General features: G+C 62.8%; 23 protein-coding genes and 1 tRNA gene. 16 read left to right on the top strand and 8 right to left on the bottom strand.

Annotation, left to right across the window (positions count from 1 at the left end; genetic code table 11):
• Positions 1-26 precede the first annotated feature (26 nt).
• The 5 genes from prpB to J7E82_RS00405 form a co-directional block, all read right to left on the bottom strand.
• A complete protein-coding gene (gene prpB, locus J7E82_RS00385; protein WP_214859267.1) occupies positions 27-932 on the bottom strand; it encodes a methylisocitrate lyase in 906 nt (301 codons plus the stop codon).
• Positions 933-2,453, bottom strand: coding sequence for an MmgE/PrpD family protein (locus tag J7E82_RS00390; RefSeq protein WP_214859268.1), 1,521 nt, complete (start codon positions 2,451-2,453; stop codon positions 933-935).
• The gene (locus J7E82_RS00395; RefSeq protein WP_214859270.1) at positions 2,446-3,093 is read right to left on the bottom strand and encodes a GntR family transcriptional regulator; all 648 of its coding nucleotides are present in this window, start codon (positions 3,091-3,093) and stop codon (positions 2,446-2,448) included. The genes J7E82_RS00390 and J7E82_RS00395 overlap by 8 nt, the downstream gene beginning before the upstream one ends.
• Positions 3,094-3,191: 98 nt before the next feature.
• Complete coding sequence (locus tag J7E82_RS00400; RefSeq protein ID WP_214859272.1) at positions 3,192-3,899, bottom strand: response regulator; 708 nt, start codon at positions 3,897-3,899, stop codon at positions 3,192-3,194.
• Positions 3,896-5,596 carry a sensor histidine kinase gene (locus J7E82_RS00405; RefSeq protein WP_214859274.1) on the bottom strand — a complete coding sequence of 567 codons (1,701 nt, stop codon included), beginning with the start codon at positions 5,594-5,596 and terminating at the stop codon, positions 3,896-3,898. The genes J7E82_RS00400 and J7E82_RS00405 overlap by 4 nt, the downstream gene beginning before the upstream one ends.
• Positions 5,597-5,734: 138 nt before the next feature.
• Between J7E82_RS00405 and J7E82_RS00410 the strand changes: the two genes are divergently transcribed.
• From J7E82_RS00410 to J7E82_RS00455, 10 genes are all read left to right on the top strand, one after another.
• A complete protein-coding gene (locus J7E82_RS00410; RefSeq protein WP_214859276.1) occupies positions 5,735-7,072 on the top strand; it encodes a cation:dicarboxylate symporter family transporter in 1,338 nt (445 codons plus the stop codon).
• Between the two features lie 264 nt (positions 7,073-7,336).
• Positions 7,337-8,236, top strand: coding sequence for a ParA family protein (locus J7E82_RS00415; protein ID WP_214859278.1), 900 nt, complete (start codon positions 7,337-7,339; stop codon positions 8,234-8,236).
• An 8-nt stretch (positions 8,237-8,244) separates the two neighbouring features.
• The gene (locus J7E82_RS00420) at positions 8,245-9,138 is read left to right on the top strand and encodes a ScpA family protein (RefSeq protein ID WP_214859280.1); all 894 of its coding nucleotides are present in this window, start codon (positions 8,245-8,247) and stop codon (positions 9,136-9,138) included.
• Entirely contained in the window at positions 9,135-9,746 is a 612-nt protein-coding gene (locus J7E82_RS00425) for an SMC-Scp complex subunit ScpB (protein WP_214859282.1), read from the top strand. Before J7E82_RS00420 ends, J7E82_RS00425 begins: the two co-directional genes overlap by 4 nt.
• 106 nt (positions 9,747-9,852) lie before the next feature.
• Positions 9,853-11,076: a pseudouridine synthase gene (locus J7E82_RS00430; RefSeq protein ID WP_214859283.1), complete on the top strand. Its 1,224-nt coding sequence runs from the start codon at positions 9,853-9,855 to the stop codon at positions 11,074-11,076.
• Positions 11,077-11,078: 2 nt separating this feature from the next.
• On the top strand, positions 11,079-12,188 hold the full coding sequence (locus J7E82_RS00435) for a prephenate dehydrogenase (RefSeq protein WP_214859285.1): 1,110 nt from the start codon (positions 11,079-11,081) through the stop codon (positions 12,186-12,188).
• Positions 12,188-12,901, top strand: a complete 714-nt coding sequence (cmk, locus tag J7E82_RS00440; protein ID WP_214859286.1) for a (d)CMP kinase — start codon at positions 12,188-12,190, stop codon at positions 12,899-12,901. The genes J7E82_RS00435 and cmk overlap by 1 nt, the downstream gene beginning before the upstream one ends.
• A gap of 49 nt (positions 12,902-12,950) precedes the next feature.
• On the top strand, positions 12,951-13,649 hold the full coding sequence (locus J7E82_RS00445; protein WP_214859606.1) for a 1-acyl-sn-glycerol-3-phosphate acyltransferase: 699 nt from the start codon (positions 12,951-12,953) through the stop codon (positions 13,647-13,649).
• A 10-nt stretch (positions 13,650-13,659) separates the two neighbouring features.
• On the top strand, positions 13,660-15,210 hold the full coding sequence (der, locus tag J7E82_RS00450) for a ribosome biogenesis GTPase Der (RefSeq protein ID WP_214859287.1): 1,551 nt from the start codon (positions 13,660-13,662) through the stop codon (positions 15,208-15,210).
• Positions 15,211-15,347: 137 nt separating this feature from the next.
• A tRNA-Pro gene (locus J7E82_RS00455) sits at positions 15,348-15,424 on the top strand.
• A gap of 59 nt (positions 15,425-15,483) precedes the next feature.
• Here J7E82_RS00455 and J7E82_RS00460 read toward each other — a convergent pair.
• Positions 15,484-15,930, bottom strand: coding sequence for a MarR family winged helix-turn-helix transcriptional regulator (locus J7E82_RS00460; protein ID WP_214859288.1), 447 nt, complete (start codon positions 15,928-15,930; stop codon positions 15,484-15,486).
• 183 nt (positions 15,931-16,113) lie between these two features.
• Here J7E82_RS00460 and J7E82_RS00465 point away from each other — a divergent pair, with 183 nt between their 5' ends.
• Complete coding sequence (locus tag J7E82_RS00465) at positions 16,114-17,376, top strand: MFS transporter (protein ID WP_214859289.1); 1,263 nt, start codon at positions 16,114-16,116, stop codon at positions 17,374-17,376.
• Positions 17,377-17,395: 19 nt separating this feature from the next.
• On the opposite strand, the gene J7E82_RS00470 is transcribed toward J7E82_RS00465, so the two are convergent.
• Entirely contained in the window at positions 17,396-18,313 is a 918-nt protein-coding gene (locus J7E82_RS00470) for a DNA-formamidopyrimidine glycosylase family protein (RefSeq protein ID WP_214859290.1), read from the bottom strand.
• Positions 18,314-18,476: 163 nt separating this feature from the next.
• Here J7E82_RS00470 and gcvH point away from each other — a divergent pair, with 163 nt between their 5' ends.
• The 5 genes from gcvH (at position 18,477) to J7E82_RS00495 (ending at position 21,552) form a co-directional block, all read left to right on the top strand.
• On the top strand, positions 18,477-18,863 hold the full coding sequence (gcvH, locus tag J7E82_RS00475) for a glycine cleavage system protein GcvH (protein WP_214859292.1): 387 nt from the start codon (positions 18,477-18,479) through the stop codon (positions 18,861-18,863).
• A 135-nt stretch (positions 18,864-18,998) separates the two neighbouring features.
• Positions 18,999-19,475 (top strand): FHA domain-containing protein, encoded by a 477-nt coding sequence (locus J7E82_RS00480; RefSeq protein WP_214859294.1) that lies wholly within the window; start codon positions 18,999-19,001, stop codon positions 19,473-19,475.
• Between the two features lie 20 nt (positions 19,476-19,495).
• Complete coding sequence (locus J7E82_RS00485) at positions 19,496-20,215, top strand: MerR family transcriptional regulator (protein WP_214859301.1); 720 nt, start codon at positions 19,496-19,498, stop codon at positions 20,213-20,215.
• Positions 20,212-20,715: a bifunctional nuclease family protein gene (locus J7E82_RS00490; RefSeq protein ID WP_214859303.1), complete on the top strand. Its 504-nt coding sequence runs from the start codon at positions 20,212-20,214 to the stop codon at positions 20,713-20,715. Before J7E82_RS00485 ends, J7E82_RS00490 begins: the two co-directional genes overlap by 4 nt.
• A 240-nt stretch (positions 20,716-20,955) precedes the next feature.
• Complete coding sequence (locus J7E82_RS00495; RefSeq protein WP_214859304.1) at positions 20,956-21,552, top strand: MerR family transcriptional regulator; 597 nt, start codon at positions 20,956-20,958, stop codon at positions 21,550-21,552.
• 84 nt (positions 21,553-21,636) lie between these two features.
• Here J7E82_RS00495 and J7E82_RS00500 read toward each other — a convergent pair whose 3' ends face one another.
• Positions 21,637-22,458, bottom strand: coding sequence for a ParA family protein (locus tag J7E82_RS00500; RefSeq protein ID WP_214859305.1), 822 nt, complete (start codon positions 22,456-22,458; stop codon positions 21,637-21,639).
• Positions 22,459-22,716: the final 258 nt, after the last annotated feature.

The raw sequence follows: 22,716 nt of genomic DNA on the forward strand, positions 1-22,716 counted from the left end.
GTCGGTTGCAAACTGTGCGGGATCCGCTACTGCGTTCCCGGAACCTTGAAGTTGAATACGCCGGTATCGAAGTGGTTGTAGGCCTCGTAGTCCACGAGGTCATAAAGTCGGGCGCGAGTGAGCATGTTCTGCACCTGCCCTTCCTGAGATCCCGTGCTCTTGATCGATTCCAGCGTACGCTCCGCAGCGCCCATCGCAATGCGCAAAAGGGTAACGGGATAGATCACGATATTGACGCCGACATTCTGCAGCTGGTCCACGGTGAACAGCTCGCTTTGGCCGAATTCGGTCATGTTGGCCAGGATGGGCACATCGACGGCGTCGCGTATTGCCTTGAACTCGCCAAGGTCCTTCATGGCTTCCGGGAAGATCGCGTCCGCCCCGGCATCTACCAGGGCCTTCGCGCGGTCCTGTGCTGCCTTCAGGCCTTCGACGGCGCGGATGTCGGTGCGTGCCATGATCAGGAAGTCGGGGTCTCGTCGGGCATCCGCTGCGGCGCGGATGCGTTTGGTTGCGGTTTCAAGGTCGACGACGTTCTTGCCGTCCAGATGGCCGCAGCGCTTGGGGTTGAACTGGTCTTCGATGTGGCATCCGGCCAATCCGGCGTTCTCCAGTTCTTGGACGGTGCGGGCGACGTTCATCGGCTCGCCGAATCCGGTGTCGGCGTCCACCAGGCAGGGCAGGTCGGTCATGCGGGCGATCTGGCCTGCGCGCTGCGCGACTTCGGTGAGGGTGGTGAGTCCGATGTCGGGCAGGCCGAGGTCGTTGGCGAGGACGGCGCCGGAGATGTAGACGCCGGCGAAGCCTTTTTCTTCGATGAGCCGGGCGGAGAGCGGATTGAAGGCTCCGGGGAACTGCTGGATGGCCCCGGAGTTCAGCAGGTCCCGCAGCCGGACCCGCTTTTGTTCCGGCGTGGTTTTGGAGTAGAGCATTTAGAACAGTCCCTTGGGTGCGGCGGCGAGGTCGATGACGCCGTCGGCGGCGGTGATGTTCAGTTGGTCCAGTTCCCCGGCGGCGAGTTGGGGGAGGCGTTCGGCGGCGGCGAGGAACCGTTCGATTTCGGCGTCGTCCACGATCCTGGCGGCGAGGGTGCGGAATTTGTTGATGTACTGCTCGCGGGCGAAGGGGCGGGCGCCGAGGGGGTGGGCGTCGGCGACGGCTATCTGGTCGGTGATGACGGTGCCGTTGGTGAGGGTGATTTCGACGGAGCCGCCGAAGGCTTTCTCGTTGATGTCCAGGGAGTGGTAGCGGCGGGTCCATTCCGGGTCTTCGACGGTGGTGACTTTCTGCCACAGGTCTACGGTGTCGGGACGTGCGGCGCGGGCGGGGGTGTAGGAGTGTACGTGGTGCCAGGCGCCGTCCTGCAGGGCGACGGTGAAGATGTAGGGGATGGAGTGGTCCAGGGTTTCGCGGCTGGCCTTGGGGTCGTACTTCTGCGGGTCGTTCGCTCCGGAGCCGATGACGTAGTGGGTGTGGTGGCTCGTCTTGATCAGCACGGACTGAACGTTGGTCGGGTCGGTGGCTTCGGGGTGTTCGCGGTGGAGTTTGCGGGCGAGGTCGATCCAGGCCTGGGCCTGGTACTCGGCGGAGTGTTCCTTGGTGTAGGTGTCCAGGATGGCGCGCTTGGCTTCACCGGGCGTTGGCAGCGGAACCATGTATGACGCGTCGGGCCCGTCGAGCATCCAGGCGATGACGCCGTCTTCACCTTCGTAGATGGGCACGGGGGAGGTCTGGCCGCGCATGGCCCGGTCTGCGGCTTCAACGGCCATCTTGCCGGCGAAGGCGGGGGCGTGGGCCTTCCAGGTGGAGATCTCGCCCTTCCGGGACTGCCGGGTTGCGGTGGTGGTGTGCAGGGCCTGGCCGACGGACTGGAAGATGGTCTCAACGTCGAGCCCCAGCAGCGTGCCGATCCCGGCTGCCGCCGAGGGTCCGAGATGGGCCACATGATCGATCTTGTGCTTGTGCAGGCAGATCGCCTTGACGAGGTTCACCTGGATTTCGTAGCCGGTGGCGATGCCACGGACCAGGTCCTGGCCGTTGGAGCCCACGTGCTGGGCAACCGCCAGGATAGGCGGGATGTTGTCCCCTGGGTGGGAATAGTCCGCCGCCAGGAAGGTGTCGTGGTAGTCGAGCTCACGCACCGCTACGCCGTTGGCCCAGGCAGCCCACTCGGGCGAGACGCGCTCGTCAATGCCGAACACTTTGGCGCCCTGGCCGTTCGCCGAAGGATTGTGCGTAAGAGCCTGTGCCCGTGCGGCAACGATCGGCGCCCGGTTCAGGGAAGCGATCGCCACGGAAGCGTTGTCAATGACCCGGTTGATCACCATGTCCGTGACTTCCGGTGTAACAGCAACGGGATCAGCGGCGACCTTCGCGATCTTGTGGGCCAGCTGGTCTTCGCGGGCCAGCTTCTCTTCACTCTTGTAGACCCTGACGTGGTGTTCCTTAACCATGGTTTTCCTCTCGATGGGTGGCCTTGATGTGTGAAAGGCTGCGATGCAGGTGGACGGTGGTAGCGGCCTCCGCCAGCCGGGAATTTCCCGCTGCAATTGCCTCGGCAATCGCCGCATGTTCTGCGGCCGCGGCGCAAAGCCGGGCGACGTCGTCCGAGGCCAGCCGCCTGACCCTGACAAGGTGGACGCGCAGGCTTCGCATCGCCTGGGCCAGATAGGAGTTGGTGATCGCGGCGTCCAAAGCATCATCCAGCTGGTTGACCAGGGCATAGTAGTCGTGACGTGCGGGATCCTCTCCGCTGAGAAGTTCGGGTGCCCGCAGCAATTCGTGCTGCAGCCGAGTGAAGATACTTGGGTCTCCGCGAACTGCCGCCAGTGCGGCCGCCTTGCCCTCCAGGATTTCGCGCAGCTCGAAGAGTTCATCGATATCCTCCAGCGAGATATCGGTGACGACGACGCCGCGCCCGCCCGCCGTCGTCAATCCCTCAGCAGTGAGGCGGCCCAATGCCTCCCGCAGGGGAGTCCGTGAGACGCCCAGGCGTTCGGATTGCTCCACCTCCGCGAGTACAGTCCCCGGAAGCAGGCGCCATTCGATGATGTCTTCCCTCAGGGCTGTGTAAGCCCGTTCACTTGCCCGCATGGAAGACAGTGTATACAGAGAAGGTGATTTCTACCAGCGAATCCACTCAAAGTGCCATTGCTGTATACATCGCTCGTTTCCCCGGCTGGAAAAGCCGACTAGGACCTGTTCCAGCGGTATTCGTTTTCCGGACGGCCCGGAGTCCCGTAGCGCGGCGCCCGGGTGACGGTCCCGGCGTCGGCGAGATACTCCAGGTAGCGTCGGGCTGTAACCCGGGACATGCCCAGCGTCTCGGTGACTTCGATGGCCGAAACGGGCCTGTCACCGTTTCGGACCAGGTCCTTGACGGCCTCCAGCGTGGAAGGCGAAAGCCCCTTGGGCAACGGCAGCTCCGTGGGGGCCCGCAAGCTCGCGAACGCCTGGTCAACTTCGCTTTGCGACGCTCCGGACTTGGGGTTTCCGGAGGCGGCAAGCTGTTCCCGGAAGGTGCGGTAATTGTTGAGCTTGTCGGCGAACATCGCGAACGTGAACGGCTTGATCAGGTACTGCACGACGCCGATCGACACAGCGCTGCGGACAATGTTTAGTTCGCGCACGGCAGTGATGGCGATGATGTCCGAGAACAGCCCGGACGAATGCATCCGGCGGGCGACGTCCAGTCCGTGGAGGTCGGGCAGGTTCATGTCGAGCAGGACAAGGTCCACGGGATTGCCGGAGCTTGCGAATTCGGCCAGGAGCCGGAGGGCTGACTGGCCGTCAGGCGCCGTACCGGCCAGGCTGAAACCGGCCATTCGGCTCACATAGATGGCGTGTGCGTCCGCGGCGATCGGTTCGTCTTCGACCACCAGCACGCGGATGTCTGTCATTCGGTATCTTCCTTGGAATCCGGCGCCGGCAGCAGGACACGGAACCGTGCGCCTCCAAGGGAGCCGACATTGCCGCTGCCGGCTTCTGGCTCGGCCCGATTACCGTTCCGGCCGTTGCTGATGGACATCTTACCGCCCAGGCGCTGGACCGCCTGCCGGACCAAGGCCAGACCCACGCCGCGACGTCCACTCCCCGTTCCCGCATCACTCGCCGCATCCTTCGTGCTGAACCCGTACTGGAAGATCCTGTCCACGGATTCCGGGTCCAGGCCCGGCCCGGAATCGGTAACGGTGAACGCCACCGCACCATCGCCGGCGGATACTTCAAGCTCAACTTTGCGGGGGAGGGAGCCGTCGGACGCGGCGTCGATCGCATTGTCCAGCAGGTTGCCCAGAATGGTCACCAGATCCTGCACTTCCAGTGCGCCGAGCCCGCCTTCCCCTGAAGTGTGCAGCACCAGCTCGACGCCGCGTTCGTGCGCTTCCGCCGCCTTGCCCATGACCAGTGCACTCAAGACCGGTTCATCCACCGTCCCCAAAAGGTCATCGGTCAACTGCTGGCTCAGTTCCAGGTCCTTCGTCGCGAACTCCAGTGCCTGCTCCGAACGGCCGATCTCCATAAGGGACACAATGGTGTGCAGCCTGTTGGCGTGTTCGTGTGTCTGCGCTCGCAGTGCATCGGACAAAGTCTTCATGGTCTGCAGCTCCGTTCCCAGCGACTCGATCTCCGTGCGGTCGCGGATGGTTGCCACAGTGCCGAAAACGGCGCCCTTCCGCCCGCGCATGTTCGAAGGACCCACGGCAGGCGCCTGGTTGACCACCAGGACCCGGGATCCGGTCAGATGGATTTCGTCATGTGCGGTGCGACCAGATTCGAAGAGTTTGCGCAGGCTTCCCTCAAGGGGCAGCTCGGACAGCAGCGGCGCGTCCTGGGTGGAACGGTCGACGTCGACAGGGTCAAGTCCCAGCAGCTCCGCGGCCTGGTCGTTGTACATGACGGCCTTGCCGTTGGTATCGATGAGGATGACACCCTCCCTTACCGAATGGAGGACCGATTCGTAATAGGCGAAAAGCTGCGCCAGTTGCTCCGGACCCCAGCCGCGTGTCACCGAACGAAGGTAACGTCCCAACAGCCAGGCGGCAAGGGAACCGCCCAGCACCAGGACGAGCGCGATTGCCGCGATGCCAGCCAGCCTCCCCTCCACCGCGACGTCCACCGTACGAACGGTGACCCCGGCTGAAACAAGGGCCCTGACCGCACCGCCGTCGTCCTTGACCGGCACGATTGTCCGCACTGACGGGCCCAGCGTTCCCGAGGTGATCTCGGTGTACGTTTCCCCGCGGAGTGCCGGTTCAATGGTGCCAATGTAGGGCCTGCCGATTTCCGCCGGATTCGCGTGCGTCCAGCGGGTCCTGTCCGGGGCCATGATGGTGATGAAATCCGCGCCTGCATTGGCCATGACGGACGCGGCATAGGGCTGCAGCAGCGCAGAGGGGTCAGGCGAGTCGGCTGCCTGGAGCACCAGGGGATTGTCCGCAATGGCAGCGGCGATTCCCTGCATGCGCCGGCCTGCCTCCTCATAGATCCGGTCCCGTGCATCAACGAAGGCCACGCCGCCTGCAAGGGTGGCAAGCACCAGCACGAACAGCAGGTTCGCCACAAACAAGCGCGTGGCAATGCTCCAGTGGTGAAACACATGCACCTCCAATGACCAATATGAACGCAACGGTGATGCATGTCACTTGGTGCCCAATGATGGATATCACATCAACCGGCGACGTGGCTGTAGAAGCAGGACCGCAGCGCCTTACAGAGTATCCAAAGGAGTAAACCCATGACCTCTCAAAGAGGAGAGTCGGCCGCACCGGCCACCGGTGCACGCAAGGGGCTCGACAAGTCGCACTACTTGTACATCGCAGTCATCGCCGCCGTGGTTCTCGGAGCCCTGATCGGACTGATGTTCCCCGAGGTCGGCAAGTCGCTCAAGCCACTTGGTGACGGCTTCATCAAGCTCATCAAGATGATGATCGCTCCGGTCATCTTCTGCACCATCGTCCTCGGCATCGGCTCGATCGCCAAGGCGGCCACCGTCGGAAAGGTCGGCGGCCTCGCCCTCGGCTACTTCCTGCTCATGTCAACCTTCGCCCTCGCCATCGGCCTGGTAGTCGGCAACCTGATCCATCCGGGTGACGGCCTGAAGCTGGCGCCCTACGACCCGAACAAGAAGGCGGAAGTAGACAGCACCGTTTCCTTCCTGCTTGGCATCATCCCCGGTGACATTCCGGTCCTGCCTACACTCCTCGCCGCAATCCTCGTTGGCTTCGCGCTGCAGCGGATGGGCAAGCAGGGCGCGCCGATCCTCAAGGCCATCGGCCACGGGCAGGCACTGGTTTTCCGTATCCTCATCATGATCATGTGGCTCGCTCCGGTGGGCGCATTCGGTGCCATTGCCGCCGTCGTTGGCGCAACCGGCCCCGCCGCCATCCTGAGCATGTTCACCCTCATGGCAGCGTTCTACGTGACCTGCGCACTCTTCATCGTGGTCATCCTGGGTGGCCTCCTGCAGACTGTGGCCGGAGTCAATATCTTCAAGCTCATGAAGTACTTGGCCCGTGAGTACCTCCTCATCTTCTCCACCTCTTCTTCCGAAGCTGCCCTGCCGCGCCTCATCGCCAAGATGGAGCACCTGGGTGTCTCCAAGCCCGTCGTCGGCGTAACGGTCCCCACCGGATACTCCTTCAACCTGGACGGCACGGCCATCTACCTGACCATGGCTTCCCTCTTCGTCGCCAACGCGATGGGAACCCCGCTGGACCTCGGCGCCCAGATTTCGCTGCTGGTCTTCATGATCATCGCCTCCAAGGGTGCAGCCGGCGTCACCGGTGCCGGACTGGCCACCCTTGCGGCAGGCCTCCAGGCACACAAGCCGGAGCTGCTGGGCGGCGTAGGCATGATCGTAGGCATCGACCGCTTTATGTCCGAAGCCCGCGCACTGACCAACTTCACCGGAAACGCAGTGGCCACGGTGCTCATCGGCACCTGGGTCAAGGAAATCGACGGCGGCCAGGTGCGGCGCGTCCTGTCGGGCCAGGAGCCCTTCGACGAGCAGACCATGATCGCCCACCACGACCACGCTCCGCAGGAGCAGGAACTGGAAAAGGCAGCCGTCTAGCCTTCCTGGTTGCATCTGCTGACAGATCGAGTGTCCTATAAATGCAGCAGGGCCGGCATCCGTAAGGGTGCCGGCCCTGCTGCATTTATAGGACGTGTGTCGGGGCTAACCTTCGACTTAAACTAGAAGGTAAAGGCTCAAATGGCGGACAAAGTCAAGTTCCCCGAAATGCCGTGTCGGGCGCTGTAGCCTAGGGTGGAAGAAGCGCTGAAGCTGATCAGCCAGCGGCAGAAAATCACCGTCATCGAAAGTGTGGATAGATACGTGAGCAGCGAACGGGGTTCAGCAACTCTCGAGGGAACGGAACTGGATCTGGACGACGCCATCATGGGTCCAACAGGCCGCCCGCTCCGCGAATTTCCCGAGCCGGCGCCCTTGTCTTCGCATGGTCCGGCCCGCGTCATTGCGATGGTCAACCAAAAGGGCGGAGTCGGCAAGACCACTTCCACGATCAACCTTGCGGCTGCGCTTGCGGAGTATGGCCGTCGGGTACTCCTCGTTGACTTTGATCCGCAAGGGGCGTTGTCGGCGGGACTCGGCACCAACCCCCACGAATTGGACCTTACGGTCTACAACGTCCTGATGGACCGGAAGGTGGACATTCGCCACGCCATCCAAGGAACCGGCGTCGAAAATGTGGACCTGCTACCGGCCAACATCGATCTCTCCGCGGCAGAGGTGCAACTGGTCAACGAGGTCGCACGCGAACAGGTGCTTGACCGTGCGCTCAAGAGCGTCGAGGACGATTACGACGTCGTGCTGATCGACTGCCAGCCCTCCCTTGGCCTGCTCACCGTCAATGCCCTGACAGCGGCACATGGGGTCATCATTCCGCTGATTTGTGAATTCTTCGCCCTCCGGGCGGTAGCGCTGCTTGTGGAAACCATCGACAAGGTCCAGGATCGCCTGAACCCGCGGCTGCAAGTGGACGGCGTTCTGGCCACCATGTATGACGCCCGAACCCTGCACAGCAGGGAGGTCATCGCAAGGCTTGTCGAAGCCTTCGGCGACAAGGTCTTCGAAACCGTCATCAAGCGGTCCATCAAGTTCGCCGACGCCACGGTCGCCGCCGAACCCATCACGAGCTACGCGAGTACGCACGTCGGCGCCGAGGCCTACCGCCGGCTGGCCAAGGAGCTCATTTCGCGCGGCGGCGCTCCTTAGCCGCTGCCGTGGCAGATCCTGCCGAGCCGCTTGCGGAATCCGGCGGCGGTAAGTCCGGCTTCGAAGTTCGGCTGGCCAACTTCACAGGCCCCTTCGACCTCCTGCTGGGCCTGATTTCCAAGCACCAACTCGACATCACAGAAGTGGCCCTGGCCACTGTCACCGACGAATTCATCAAATACATCCGGCGGCTGCAGGAACTGGGCGAAGAGTGGGCCCTCGACGAAGCCAGCGAATTCCTGGTGATCGCCGCGACCCTGCTGGACCTAAAGGCGGCCAGGCTCCTGCCCGCAGGCGAGGTCGAAGACGACGAGGACATCGCACTGCTCGAGGCCAGGGACCTTCTCTTCGCAAGGCTCCTGCAATACAAGGCCTTCAAGCAGGTTGCCGGCATCATGGGCGACACCCTCGACCTTGAGGCCCGGCGTTTTCCCCGCCAGGTCGCCCTGGAAGGGCACCTCGCCGCGCTCCTTCCGGAACTCGTGTGGCGTCACAGTCCCGAGCAGTTTGCTGAATTGGCCGCTCGTGCCCTCGTGCCCAAGGACAACACGCTACCCCAGGTGGGCCTCGCCCACCTTCACGCCCCGGCGGTCAGCGTCAAGGAACAGGCCGAGATCCTGGGTCTCCGCCTCCAGCAGGGACGGCGTCTGTCCTTCCGCGCCCTGATCGCCGACGCGGAAAACACCCTGGTGGTCGTGGCTCGGTTCCTGGCACTGCTGGAGCTGTTCCGGGACCGTGTAGTGGCCTTCGACCAGGTCAGCCCGCTCGGGGAGCTCACTGTGCGCTGGACCGGCTCCGAAACCGGGTGGAACAGTGGCAAGCTGAGCGAAGACTACGAAGACTATCCAGGCACAGGCACCCCGGGGGAACTTGCGCATGTGCCGGGGGAGGAGCAGCTATGAACATCAGTAATGCGCGGGCGGCGCTGGAAGCCGTGCTAATGGTGATCGACGAACCTGCTACGTCTGACGAGCTCGCCGCAGGCCTCGGCCTCACCGTTGAAGTGGTGGAGGAGTTGCTGGTGGCGCTGCGGCAGGACTATGACGGCTATACTGTTAAAGCCCCGGACGTGGACGCAGTCGGCACTGCCGCACCAAGCGTCGCACCCCGGGGTTTTGAGTTACGGAACGTGGCCGGAGGGTGGCGGATCTACTCGAGGGCCGAGTTTGCCGACGTCGTAGGGAAGTTTGTCCTTGAAGGCCAGACCGCCAGGCTAACGCAGGCAGCCCTGGAGACATTGGCTGTCGTTGCCTACCGTCAGCCCGTCTCACGGGCGCGAGTGTCGGCAATCCGGGGCGTGAACGTGGATTCGGTGGTCCGGACCTTGACCCAGCGAGGCTTGATCGAGGATGCGGGAACGGACCCGGAATCAGGTGCAATCCTGTACCGGACCACGTCCTATTTTCTCGAGCGGATGGGTCTTGGCTCCGTCGACGAGCTGCCAAGGCTGTCCCCGCACCTGCCAGGACTGGAAGGCATCGAGGAGTTCTACGACGCCGGGCGGATGTAGGGTTTCATCCGCTGCGGCCGCAACTCAAGAGAACAATAGAAAACGGATAGCTGGATAAGGTTGTCATGGGACAACACTTGCCAGGCAGCATTTTAAAGGACGGGTCATGACACAGGCGGGACGCCAGGGTTCACCACGTAACGGTTCGGGACGCAATGGTTCCGGACGCAATGAGGCAGACGGCCGCGGCAGCGCAGGCCGCAGCAGCCGGCAGGATTCCGGCGGAGCCGGCAAACGGAGCTTCTCCCAGGGTGCCGGCTCAGGAAGGGGGGACCGCCCCTTCAAGCCCTCGCGTCCGCGTGAAGAGCGCCCGTTCGATCCGGACAACCCTACGACGGCGGCCCGCAGCGGAGGCCGCGAGGATCGCTTCGGCCGAGCCGGCGACCCCAAGACCGGAAAGCCGCGCAAACCCGGGTCCAACAAGCCCGGTGCCGGCAAGGCGCCCGGCACACCAGGTGCACTCAAGCCCAAACCCAAGCCCGGAAACAAGAAGCAGTACGGATCGCGTGCCTTTGGCAGCGAACGCTTCGGCCAGAACTTGGGACCCGTCCGCAGGCCGACCCGCGCGTCACGGCGAGACGTCGCGCAGTCGGAACAGCACGACGTCGACGGCGTCCGCCTGCAGAAAGTCATGGCGCAGGCCGGCGTCGCATCCCGACGCGTCTGCGAAGAGATGATCCTCGAGGGCCGGGTCGAGGTCAACGGGCAAGTGACCACTGAACTCGGCATGCGCGTCGATCCCCAGACTGCCGTCATCCACGTGGACGGCATCCGTATCCAGCTGGACGAAACCCTCGTCTACATGGTCTTCAACAAGCCCAAGGGCGTTGTGTCCACCATGGAAGACCCGGAAGGCCGCCCATGCATCAGCGATTTCCTTAAGAACAAGGGCGAACGCCTCTTCCACGTCGGTCGGCTCGACGTCGCCACCGAAGGCCTCCTGCTCCTGACTAACGACGGCGAGCTGGCCAACCGGCTTACCCACCCGTCCTACGAAGTTCCGAAGACCTACCTCGTGCAGGTCCGCGGGCCGTTCCCGCAGGGAATCGGCGCCCAGCTGAAGTCCGGCGTCGAACTGGAGGACGGCCTCGCCTCCGTGGATTCCTTCCGGCTCGTGGACTCTACGCCAGGCCACGTCCTGATCGAGGTTGTGCTGCACTCCGGGAAGAACCGGATTGTCCGCCGCATGTTCGACGCCGTCGGCTTCCCCGTGCAGCGGCTCGTCCGCGTCAAGGTGGGGCCCATCGGCCTGGGTGACCAGCGCCAGGGCAGTATCCGTAACCTCGGCAGGCAGGAAGTCGGCCACCTCCTGGCATCCGTAGGGCTGTAACCATGGCGGCATTCTCCTCACACGGTCGTGGCCACCTGAACGGTCCCGTGGTAGTCCTCGGCACGGGCCTGCTCGGCGCAAGCATTGGCCTTGGGCTGCGCGGACGGGGTGTACCGGTGTACTTGTCCGATCCCTCGCCTACCAACCAGGCGGTAGCGGTGGACATTGGCGCCGGCCGGCCCCTTGACGAGCTGGGCAGCGAACAGCCCCAGCTCGTCGTTGTTGCCGCGCCGCCGGATGTTACGGCCGACGTCGTGGAGGGCGCGCTGCGGAACTACCCGTCCGCCGTCGTCGTGGACATTGCGAGCGTCAAGCTGGCCATTCAGTCCGAACTCCGCAAACGCGGCGTGGACCTTTCCCGTTATGTCGGCACGCACCCTATGGCCGGGCGGGAAAAGTCCGGACCGGTGGCTGCCCGCGGGGAGCTCTTCACGTCCATGCCGTGGGTGCTGTGCCCTTCCGAGGACACCGGTCCTGAGGCGCTCCAAACGGCGCGTTCACTGGCCGGGGACCTTGGCGCGCTTGTTTCCCAGTTCAGTGCCGAAGAGCATGATGAAGCCGTCGCCCTGGTTTCCCACCTGCCACAGGTGATGTCTTCGCTGCTGGCCAGCCGGCTGCAAGGCACCCCGCTGAATGCGTTGTCACTGGCCGGCAACGGCCTCCGCGACGTGACCCGCATCGCGGCAAGCGACCCCACCTTGTGGGTACAGATCCTTGGCGGCAATGCGGACCGAGTAGTAAAGATCCTTTACGGTGTTCGCGAGGACCTCGACCGGCTCATCGGAACCCTGGAAGACCCACTGGCTCCGGGGGCGCGGCTGGACCTTGCCCAGCTCATTAGTGAGGGCAATGCGGGCCAGGCGAGGATTCCCGGCAAGCACGGTGGTCCGCCCCAGGCCTATTCGTGGTTGACGGTACTGGTTGACGACAAGCCTGGGCAGATCGCCCGCTTGCTCACCGAAATAGGGGAAATAGGGGTGAACGTCGAAGACCTGCGCCTTGACCATTCTTCCGGACAGAATGTGGGCATGGTGGAGCTCTCCGTCCTGCCAAACAAGCACGACCTCCTCGTAGAAGCCCTCAGCGATCGTGGATGGCGGGTACTGCAGTAATGACGCATAAACTCTTTGGCCCGGAGCAAGTGGTCCGCCCCGGCAAACCCCTGGTGATCGCCATCGACGGACCCTCGGGATCGGGCAAATCCAGTGTGAGCAAGGAAGTGGCGCTGCGCCTCAAGCTTGCCTATCTGGACACTGGAGCTATGTACCGCGCCTTGACCTGGTATTGCCTCGAGCATGGTATCGACCTGACAGACAGCGCTGCCGTGGAACAGGCCTCCGAGATTATGCCGTTGGAAATCAGCACGGCTGCGGCCACCGAGTACGTGGCCGTCAACGGCACCGATATCACCGAGGAGATCCGCAAGCCACGGATTTCAGAGGCTGTCAGCTCCGTAGCTACCACGCTAGGTGCGCGCACAGAACTTATCCGCCGTCAGCGGCAGCTCATCGACCAGCACCACCGGCGCATGGTGGTCGAGGGCCGGGACATTACCACCGTCGTGGCCCCCGGAGCCGAGGTACGGATGCTCCTGACCGCAAGCGAAGAGGCACGGCTGCGACGCCGGGGCCTCCAGCTGGGCGGTACCCAAAGCGCCGACCAGCTGGCAGAACAGGTCACTGGCCGCGACGCCAAGGACTCCACGGTGGTGAACTTCACCCAGGCCGCAGACGGAGTGGTCATCCTCGATTCTTCGGACCTTGACTTCGAGGAGACGGTGGGGGCTGCCCTCACGATTGTGGGCAAGGTCATTTACGGTGACTGAGGCCAGGGCCGCCCGGTCGCTCGGCTCGATAGTGCCCGGGGCATGGACAATGGCCTGGAGTCGCCTAGTTGGCTGGCTGCTTGCCAATGTCGCCTACCGGACGTCAGTGACAGGTAAAGCCAATATTCCCACCGGCGGCCCGGTAATCTTCGCCGCCAACCACATCAGCCTCCTGGATGGTCCTGTGATGTTCGGAGTTGCGCCCCGGAGCATGCACATCCTGGTCAAAAAGGAAATGTTCCGCGGTTTCCTCGGACGGGTCCTGCGGGCGTCAGGCCAGATCGCCGTGGACCGGTCAGGGGACAGGGCAGCCCTGCACATGGGGAAGAAACTGCTCGACGCCGGACGTTGCGTGGGGATCCTGCCCGAGGGAACACGGGGGAGCGGGACCGCCGGAGCCATTAGCAGCGGCGTCGCCTGGCTGGCCTTGAATTCAGGGGCACAGGTGGTTCCCGTGGCCATCCTTGGTACCCGGAGCGGGGAAGAGCACCGTGACGCGCTCCCGCCGCTGGGCAGAAGATTCCACGTCAGCTTCGGCCCGTCCCTGGCAGTCGGCCGCCGAACCGGCGAGTCGGGCCGTGTTTCAATGGACAGGGCGGCCGATGAAATCCGCAAGGCCTTGGCGAGCCACATCCAGGACGCGGTCAGCTTGACTCGACAGGCGCTGCCGTCGGTTCCGGCAACAGGCGGCGGACAGCCACAAGAACGCCATACAGAAGTAGCCGGAACGCCGGCAGACCACCACTAAGGAAAGTGCAATGAGCGATACGACTCAAAAATCCGGCAACACCGGGGCTGGCGAAGACGAATACACGCCCACCGGCACGGACCAGGTGGCGGAGAACCTTGCCGCCCTGGACGATGAGGAAGCCGAACTTCGCGCTGCCTCCCTGCGGGCAGGACTTGAGGACTACGACCTCGACGAAGACGATGCGGCGCTGCTGGACGGACATTACGACGACGAAGGCGAGGCCGGGCCGCTCAAGCTCGACCCCGTCCTGGCCATCATCGGCCGTCCCAACGTGGGTAAATCTACGCTGGTGAACCGCATCCTGGGACGCCGTGAGGCCGTTGTGGAGGATACTCCCGGCGTCACACGAGACCGTGTCATGTATTCAGCCCGCTGGAACGGCCGGAACTTCACCCTGGTAGATACTGGCGGCTGGGAACACGACGCCAGGGGCATCCACGCCCGCGTTGCCGAACAGGCCGAAATGGCTGTTGAACTGGCCGACGCCGTGCTCTTCGTTGTCGACTCCGCAGTAGGGGCTACCGCCACTGACGAAGGCGTCATGAAGATGCTCCGCAAGAGCAAGAAGCCGGTCATTATGGTGGCCAACAAGGTGGACGATTTCGCCCAGGAAGCCGATTCGGCAGCTCTTTGGGGCCTTGGCTTCGGTGAGCCGTACCCCGTGTCCGCCCTTCATGGCCGTGGCGTCGCTGACCTTTTGGACCATGTCATGGACGTCCTGCCTGAATTCTCCAATGTTGAGACAATCGAGCGCTCCGGTGGCCCGCGACGCGTGGCCCTCATCGGCCGTCCGAATGTCGGCAAATCCTCACTGTTGAACAAGCTTGCCGGAACGGAGAGGGTTGTGGTGGATCCCCTCGCCGGAACCACGCGCGACCCCGTCGACGAGTTCATCGAGCTCGGCGGGCGCACTTGGCGCTTCGTGGACACCGCGGGTATCCGTCGTCGCCAGCACATGGCACAGGGCGCGGACTTCTACGCTTCCCTGCGCACGCAGGCCGCGCTGGAGAAGGCGGAGGTCGCCGTCGTACTGCTCGCTGTAGATGAGGTCCTCAGCGAACAGGACGTCCGCATCCTTCAGCTGGCTATCGAATCCGGCCGGGCGCTGGTCCTGGCCTTCAACAAATGGGACCTCCTAGACGATGAGCGCCGCCGGTACCTTGAGCGTGAAATCGAGCAGGACCTGGCGCACGTCGATTGGGCTCCGCGCGTCAATATCTCAGCTAAGACCGGCTGGCACAAGGATCGCCTGGTTCCCGCGCTGGACAAGGCACTTGAAGGCTGGGACAAGCGGATAGCTACCGGGCGCCTCAACGCGTTCCTCGGCGAACTCGTGGCCGCCCACCCGCACCCGGTTCGAGGCGGCAAGCAGCCCCGCATCCTGTTCGGCACCCAGGCCTCCAGCCGTCCGCCCAAGTTCGTTCTGTTTACGACAGGCTTCCTGGACCCCGGCTACCGCCGATTCATCACCCGCCGCCTGCGCGAAACCTTCGGCTTCGAGGGAACCCCGATTGAGGTCAGCATGCGTGTCCGGGAGAAGCGCGGCAAGAAGCGCTGATTGCGACGCGCTTCACAAACGACATCCTCCAAGTTGTCATTGACAGCCTCCAACATCGTGTAAGCTTTTGGAGGTGGTTCGGCCGGACTGCTTAGGGAAACTGAGAATGAATCCTTGGCGGAGAACGGCGGAACTGACGGGCTGTAGCGCAGCTTGGTAGCGCACTTGACTGGGGGTCAAGGGGTCGCAGGTTCAAATCCTGTCAGCCCGACCAACAAAGAAACCCCGCCGCTTCCTTCACCGGAAGCGGCGGGGTTTTTTGTATTTCAAACCTTAGGCGTGCTGGAGGGCACCCAACGCCTTGACCAGGGGTTCCAGCTCCGGAACTTCTTCAGCCTCAGCCAGTGACTGCGCCAGTGTCGCATCGTGGACAGGGCGGGCCGAGAGCAGCAGCTTTTCTCCTGCCGCCGTCAGTTCTGTATAGATTCCCCGGCGGTCGTCGGCACACAGGACGCGCGTAAGCAGTCCCCGGTCCTCTAGCCGGTTGACCAGGCGCGTCGTCGCGCTGCTTGACAGGGCGGTGGCCCGGGCCAGTTGCTGCATGCGCATGTGCCAGCCGTCCTGCCGGCTCAGTGCGTCAAGGACGGTGTACTCCACTACCGACAATTCCGCGGCCGATTGAAGGGCCTTCTCCAGTTCAGCCTCAATACGGCCATGCAAGGCTGCTAGCGTGCGCCATCCTTGGGCACGTATTTCGACGGCGTCGTCCTTGATGCCCATGCTCTTTCCCGCTCCTTCAAATCGTGAATTAGTTGCAGACGCGCTATAGCTGTTTGCGCAATTACCCGGCGCATGCAACTATATATACAGCGTCTGCAACTATATTCTACGGTCCTCGCAGTCGTACTTCCAATGAGCAGGACCGTTCGATGTTTTACATCCCTATGTTCTAAGGAGTTCCACATGCCTGCAGGATTGCTTGCCTTGGCTATTGGTGGTTTCGGGATCGGCCTGACCGAGTTCGTCATCATGGGCCTTTTGCCGGAAGTCGCCGCGGATTTCGCTGTCAACGAAGCCGCGGCCGGCTGGTTTATTTCCGGCTATGCGCTGAGCGTTGTTGTGGGTGCGCTCCTTGTAACCGCCGCGGTGACCAGCCTTCCCAGGAAACCGGTGCTGATGGCACTGCTCGTCCTGTTCATTGCCGGAAACTTCCTCTCGGCCATTGCTGATTCCTATGCTGCAATGCTTCTCGGTCGCGTCATTGCAGCCCTGTGCCACGGAGCCTTCTTCGGAATCGGCTCCGTGGTTGCTGCCAGCCTGGTCCCGGCCCACAAGAAGGCAGGCGCCATCGCGATCATGTTTACGGGCCTCACGGCAGCCAATGTGCTGGGCGTTCCGTTTGGCACCTTCCTGGGACAGAACCTCGGCTGGCGGTCCACGTTCTGGGCCATTACCGTCATCGGCGTGATCGCGCTACTTGGTATCGCTTTCCTGGTGCCTTCCACCGCCGCTGCGGCTCCGTCGGGCGGGCTCCGCACAGAACTGGGCGCCTTTGCGTCCGGCCAGATCTGGCTCTCGATTATTGTGACCATCCTCGGCTTTGGTGGAATGTTCGGCGCGTTCACCTATATTGCCTTCACCCTGACCGAGGTCTCAGGCTTCGACGCCGGTCTGGTACCTTGGCTGCTCGTCCTCTTCGGCGCGGGCCTTTTCGTGGGCAACTTCGCCGGGGGCAAGGGCGCTGACCGTGCCCTGGACAAATCCCTTGTGATCATCCTCGCCGGACTGGTTGTGGTGCTGATCTTCTTCGCCCTGACCGCAACAAGCCCTGTCGCAACCGTCTTCTCCCTGGCCCTGATGGGCGGCTTCGGCTTTGCCACCGTGCCCGGACTCCAGACGCGCGTCATGAAATTCGCCTGCTCCGCACCGACGCTTGCCTCCGGCGCCAACATTGGAGCGTTCAACCTCGGCAATGCAATGGGCGCCTGGGTCGGCGGCCTCACCATCAGCATGGGCCTGGGATACACCTCCCCGATCTGGGCCGGCGCAATCATCACCGCCGCGGCGCTGGCAGTGATGCTCGTGGCTGCCTCCGCCGTCGTCAAGAGCAGTAGCCGGAACGGGGGAGTGACGGAAACAGCGGCGGCCGCGACCGTCGACGTCGAAGCTGTATCGGAGCATTCTGCAACAGAGCAGGCCCTTGGGGAAAACGCCGCCGTGCGCTGATCCTCAGCATCCTGCCCTCCTATTTCAGGAATTTTGAGGTCCTGCGGTCTGCCAGCAGCTTGCCTCCCGTCTGGCACGTGGGGCAGTACTGCAAGGAGCTGTCGGAAAAGGAGACCTCCTGGACCGTGTCGCCGCAAACGGGGCACGCTTCCCCGGTGCGGCCATGGACGCGCATGGATGAACGCTTGGAGTCCTTCAGCTCTGACGGTGGTTTCCCGCTGGCTTCGCGGATGGCGTCCATCAAGGTTGCGCGGAGGGCGGCGTAGAGCCGCTCCACTTCCTCAGGCTCCAGCGATGAGGCAAGCGCGAAGGGGGACAGCTTCGCCACATGGAGGATCTCGTCGCTATAGGCATTTCCGATTCCTGCGATCATCTTTTGGTTGCGCAGCACTCCCTTGATCTGCTGGCGATGAGTGAGCAGTTTGCTGAAGGTTTCAAGATCGAATGCGGAATCGAGCGGCTCGGGACCGAGTTCCGCCACTGCCGGAACGTCTTCCGGGGACCGAACGACGTAAATGGCCAGTCTCTTCCAGGTTCCCGCTTCGGTCAGGTCGAACCCAAGCTCGCGGCCATCCTTCCTGAAGCCCACCCGGGCATCGATGAGGACCTTGCCTGACTTCAACTTGGTCTGGGGAAGTTCGTCGTAATAGTGCACCCAGCCTGCCTTGGCCAGGTGGAACATGAGGTGCAGGCGTTCATTGCCGTTACTTCGGGAGTCTTCCGGGCCATCCTCCTGCCGGTCTGGAACGGTGGAAATTACGACGAATTTTCCGCGGCACCACACGGAGTCCACGATCCGGCCGGTGAGGGCGGTGTATGGGGGCTCGGCGGTCTTGAGGGCAAAAAAAGCACCAATCTGCAGTTTGGTGACTTCGGCACCTGCAAGGTGCTCATCAAGAAAACTCGCCAAGGCCGTGACTTCAGGCAGTTCGGGCATGATCAGCCTCCTTGGGCGGCATTCCAGGCTGGCCGGAATCGGTCATGTGCCAATCATTCCAGACACCCCCCTGCTGAAGGGATGGATGTGCCTATACTTTCAGCGGTGGCCGGATCCCGGGGCCGCCGTCGAGGTCTTTGACCGTCCCGATGAAAGGCGAGCGATGAGCAACATTCCCGAAGAACTGTCCTACACGGCCGAACACGAATGGGTATCTGCGCCAAATGCCGACGGTATCGTTCGCGTGGGCATCACCGACTTCGCCCAGGACGCACTTGGCGACGTCGTATATGCACAAATGCCGGAAGCCGGTACCGAAATCAAGGGAAATGACGTTGTTGGGGAGGTTGAATCCACCAAGAGCGTCAGCGACATTTATGCTCCGGTCAGTGGCGAAGTTATTGCGCGTAACGACGCGCTGGACACCGATCCTTCTCTCATTAATTCCGATCCTTACGGCGACGGCTGGCTAATCGAAGTCAAGTTGGCAGAGCCCGACGCGGTGGATTCGCTCCTCAGTGCGTCCGAGTACGAACAACAGGTAGGCTAAAGATACTCGGCCCGCCAGTCCGGCTTTCCCCACCGTGGGATAGCCGCAGCGGCGGGCCAGGAACCGTTGGGCCCGGCGGAATCGGGCAGGTGTGAGCGGCAGTCGGGGATTACTGCGGCGGATGAGGAGGAATCCATGGTTGGCGGCGGACAGAACCAGACCAGCGGCGGGTCCGGTGAAGCGGAACGGCCGGCTTCGGAGACCACCTCGATCAACCTCACCCCTATCCGGGAAGAACCAACTATCCCGCCACGGCTCTCCCGCGAGGAGATGGCTGCTGTTGAGGCCCTTCCCCCGGGATCGGCCCTGCTCATCGCCCACAGCGGCCCGAACGCCGGCGCGCGATTCCTGCTCGACTCTGACATCACAACGGCCGGTCGCCATCCAGACGCCGACATCTTCCTGGATGACGTCACCGTGTCGCGGAAACATGTGGAGTTCCGCCGTACGCCCTCGGGCTTCGAGGTGGTAGACACCGGGAGCCTGAACGGCACCTATGTGAATCAGGATCGCGTGGACAACGTCCGGCTGAGGAACGGCAACGAGGTCCAGATCGGCAAGTTCCGCCTCACGTACTACCTGAGCCCTGCACGTGCAGCAGGCCAGGGCTGACGGGGTAGCTGCCTGTGGCAATGGCCCAGCCGGAACGACGCGGACCTCTGGTCCTCAACATCGGGGAAGTGCTCGCCCAGTTGAGCGACGACTTTCCCAACATGAGCGCGTCTAAAATCAGGTTCCTCGAAGAGAAGGGACTGATCAATCCCAAACGTACTCCCGCGGGGTATCGCCAATACTCAGAGAGCGACGTCGAGAGATTGCGCTTTGTCCTTGCCCTCCAGCGGGACCAGTACCTTCCCCTGAAGGTCATCAAGGACTATCTGGACGCCATTGACAGGGGAGAACGTCCCGATAATCTTCCACCGGGAGTTACTGTGTCCCCCCGGATTGTTTCCGACGAACTGGCCGCCGAGCTCCAAGGCAGGGCCCGGGCCTTGTCTGAAGAACAGTTGCGTGCCGAATCGGGGGCAAGTGTCCCGCTTCTGCAGTCGCTACTAAGCTTCGGCCTGATCAGTCACGTCGGGGGGCAGTTCGACGAACATGCCCTGCAGGTCGCACGCGCGTGCGTCCAGCTGGAGAGCCATGGCCTGGAGCCTCGCCACCTGCGTCCCTTTCAGGCAGCGGCTGAACGCGAATTCGGGCTTGTTGAGCGGGCGGTGGCGCCTTTGATGTCACGCAAGGATGCCGCCTCGCAGTCCCGGGCAGCTGAAGCTGCCCGCGAAATCAGTGACCTGTGCCTCAGCCTTCACCGGGCGCTGGTCCAGGACCGTATCTCCCGCATGGAATCGTCATGATCGAAGTAGAGATTGTCGGCGTACGGATCGAACTGCCGTCAAACCAGCCGCTGGTTCTCCTCAAGGAGATGCATGGCGAACGGCATGTTCCGATCTGGATCGGAACTCCTGAGGCAAGTGCAATCGCACTTGCCCAGCAAGGCGTTGTGCCGCCCCGCCCGATGACACACGATCTCCTCGTAGACGTCGTGGAGGCGCTGGGCCACGCTATTATCAGCGTGAACATCGTGGCGGTTGAGGACAACATCTTCTACGGCCAGTTGCAGTTCGACGACGGCACGGTGGTGAGTTCCCGGGCCTCGGACGCGCTGGCCCTGGCACTGCGGGCAAAGTGCCGAATCTGGTGTGCCGATGCCGTGATGGAAGAGGCCGGTGTCCGAATCACTGAGCATGATGAAGGCGAAGAGGCTGAACCGGGACCGGTTGTGGATGAGGAACGCGAACTACGCCGTTTCCGTGAATTCCTCGATGACGTTGAGCCCGAAGACTTCGACGGCTAGGTCACGTTAAGGTTAAAGTTGAGGCTGAAAGTTTCGACACGCCCCGATTTCGAGCCAAGCATCTTTGACCTTGGGGCCTCGCGGGCCTAACGTCGAAGTATCAAGTTCCCATTGCGTGCAACAGCTGCGCAAGTCACACTGGAATGTGCGGACGCTGCTGAAATTACACGGCTGGTTTTTAACCCGTGAAAGCTGTTGCCTGCACCTCCCCAGCGGGAACTTACGACAAGGAGGGTTCACGTGAGTCCGAAAGGCGAAGCAGGCGAGCTAAAGCATGCCTCTACGGCAGGTGTTGCCAAGCCCGCAAGCGGTGCCCAAGGCCTCCTCTTCACGGAGGACCTTCCGGTCCTGGACGAGGACGCCGGTTATCGCGGACCCACAGCGTGCAAGGCTGCGGGGATCACTTACCGGCAGCTGGACTATTGGGCCCGCACCGGGCTTGTGGAGCCTGCGGTGCGTGGAGCAGCCGGATCCGGGTCGCAGCGGCTATACGGCTTCCGCGACATCCTGGTCCTGAAGGTCGTAAAACGCCTGCTTGATACCGGCGTTTCCCTTCAGCAGATCCGCACCGCCGTGGAGCACCTGCGTGAACGCGGTGTGGAGGATCTCGCCCAAATCACCCTGATGAGTGACGGTGCGAGTGTCTATGAGTGCACCTCTGCCGATGAAGTCATCGATCTTGTCCAAGGGGGCCAAGGTGTCTTCGGCATCGCGGTGGGCAGGGTCTGGCGTGAGGTTGAGGGCAGCCTGGCTGAACTCCCAAGCGAACACGCGGCGGAACAATCCTTTCCCGGCGACGAGCTGAGCAAGCGACGGGTTGCCCGCCGCATCAGCTGAGCTTTCCGGGCGGCCGGTTTCCTTGGCGCAGCCTGTTGATCCGGCGCTGCCCCTGTGGCTCTATATAGAGCAGCCGATTACGCTCTAGCGCTGCCTGCGGTCCCTGAGCCCGGCCGGAGCCGCAAGCATGTTCTCAAGCAGGCGGTCGTACAGCCGGGCCGCATTCTTCGCTGAGTCGCCAGGCCACTGGTGGACCGCGTGGGCCGCTCCTTGGATCTGCTGCCAGTTGGCCTGTTCGGGAATCGAGGGTGCCAGAAGAAGATCCCCGAACATAGACTCCATTTCGGCCAGTCGGAAAGCGTGCTCAGTGGAACCGGAACGCACCCTGTTGGCGACAATGCCGGCCGGTGTGAGGTTCGGTGCGAACTCCTCGCGGAAGAGCTGGATGGCCCGCATGGTCCGTTCCGTGCCGGCAACTGAGAAGAGGCCAGGCTCGGCCACGAGGACCACGCGGTCGCTGGCGCTCCAGGCTATACGGGTCAGTCCGTTGAGGGACGGCGGGCAGTCTACCAGCACGAGTTCATAACCCTTGGCGTCTGCCAGCACAGCAGACAAGCGGCGAAGGTCGCGCCTGCCGAGATCAGGCCGATCATAGATTCCCGTGTAGGCGGACCCGACAGCAACGTCCAGGACGGGGCGCCCGTGGCCATTGACCGCAGCTGTATTCACCCAGCCGCTGCTGAGGACGTTTTCGGAGAGTTTCGCCTTTCGGGGGGCCTTCAGCATGCGGCCTATATCGAGCTGGTCGCCTGACTGCACACCCAGTGCGGTGGTGGCATCGGCATGCGGATCAAGGTCCACCACCAATGTCGGAATTCCCGCCGCCAGGGCCGCAGAGGCCAGTCCTGTTGTTACCGATGTCTTTCCGACACCGCCTTTGAGGCTGCTGATGCTGACTACTTGCACTTGAAAACCCAAAACCTAACGCCGGTTGCCGTGTATTGCGGTACTCGATGCCTGGCCGCTGCTCAGGCACGGGGCCTCTCCGCCGCCCTTCAACATCATATGTTGACCTGGCGGCGAAACCTGCCTCATCCGGCCGTGGCCCCGGTGCTGACGCCAATCTTCAGGGCGCGAAGCTCAATCCTGAAAGTACACTGGACATGACATCCCAATCTGTGACGGTAGCCACAATGATTTGTATTTGATGCGAGCTGTCTTACA

This window comes from Arthrobacter sp. ISL-30, from assembly GCF_018613855.1.
Classification (GTDB): Bacteria; Actinomycetota; Actinomycetes; order Actinomycetales; family Micrococcaceae; genus Arthrobacter.

Bases quoted from the DNA above. Each gene is read 5' to 3' on its own strand.
- prpB (WP_214859267.1), bottom strand. From the start codon at position 932: ATGCTCTACTCCAAAACCACGCCGGAACAAAAGCGGGTCCGGCTGCGG.
- J7E82_RS00390 (WP_214859268.1), bottom strand. From the start codon at position 2,453: ATGGTTAAGGAACACCACGTCAGGGTCTACAAGAGTGAAGAGAAGCTG.
- J7E82_RS00395 (WP_214859270.1), bottom strand. From the start codon at position 3,093: ATGCGGGCAAGTGAACGGGCTTACACAGCCCTGAGGGAAGACATCATC.
- J7E82_RS00400 (WP_214859272.1), bottom strand. From the start codon at position 3,899: ATGACAGACATCCGCGTGCTGGTGGTCGAAGACGAACCGATCGCCGCG.
- J7E82_RS00410 (WP_214859276.1), top strand. From the start codon at position 5,735: ATGACCTCTCAAAGAGGAGAGTCGGCCGCACCGGCCACCGGTGCACGC.
- J7E82_RS00425 (WP_214859282.1), top strand. From the start codon at position 9,135: ATGAACATCAGTAATGCGCGGGCGGCGCTGGAAGCCGTGCTAATGGTG.
- J7E82_RS00430 (WP_214859283.1), top strand. From the start codon at position 9,853: ATGACACAGGCGGGACGCCAGGGTTCACCACGTAACGGTTCGGGACGC.
- J7E82_RS00435 (WP_214859285.1), top strand. From the start codon at position 11,079: ATGGCGGCATTCTCCTCACACGGTCGTGGCCACCTGAACGGTCCCGTG.
- cmk (WP_214859286.1), top strand. From the start codon at position 12,188: ATGACGCATAAACTCTTTGGCCCGGAGCAAGTGGTCCGCCCCGGCAAA.
- J7E82_RS00445 (WP_214859606.1), top strand. From the start codon at position 12,951: ATGGCCTGGAGTCGCCTAGTTGGCTGGCTGCTTGCCAATGTCGCCTAC.
- der (WP_214859287.1), top strand. From the start codon at position 13,660: ATGAGCGATACGACTCAAAAATCCGGCAACACCGGGGCTGGCGAAGAC.
- J7E82_RS00460 (WP_214859288.1), bottom strand. From the start codon at position 15,930: ATGGGCATCAAGGACGACGCCGTCGAAATACGTGCCCAAGGATGGCGC.
- J7E82_RS00465 (WP_214859289.1), top strand. From the start codon at position 16,114: ATGCCTGCAGGATTGCTTGCCTTGGCTATTGGTGGTTTCGGGATCGGC.
- J7E82_RS00470 (WP_214859290.1), bottom strand. From the start codon at position 18,313: ATGCCCGAACTGCCTGAAGTCACGGCCTTGGCGAGTTTTCTTGATGAG.
- gcvH (WP_214859292.1), top strand. From the start codon at position 18,477: ATGAGCAACATTCCCGAAGAACTGTCCTACACGGCCGAACACGAATGG.
- J7E82_RS00480 (WP_214859294.1), top strand. From the start codon at position 18,999: ATGGTTGGCGGCGGACAGAACCAGACCAGCGGCGGGTCCGGTGAAGCG.
- J7E82_RS00485 (WP_214859301.1), top strand. From the start codon at position 19,496: ATGGCCCAGCCGGAACGACGCGGACCTCTGGTCCTCAACATCGGGGAA.
- J7E82_RS00490 (WP_214859303.1), top strand. From the start codon at position 20,212: ATGATCGAAGTAGAGATTGTCGGCGTACGGATCGAACTGCCGTCAAAC.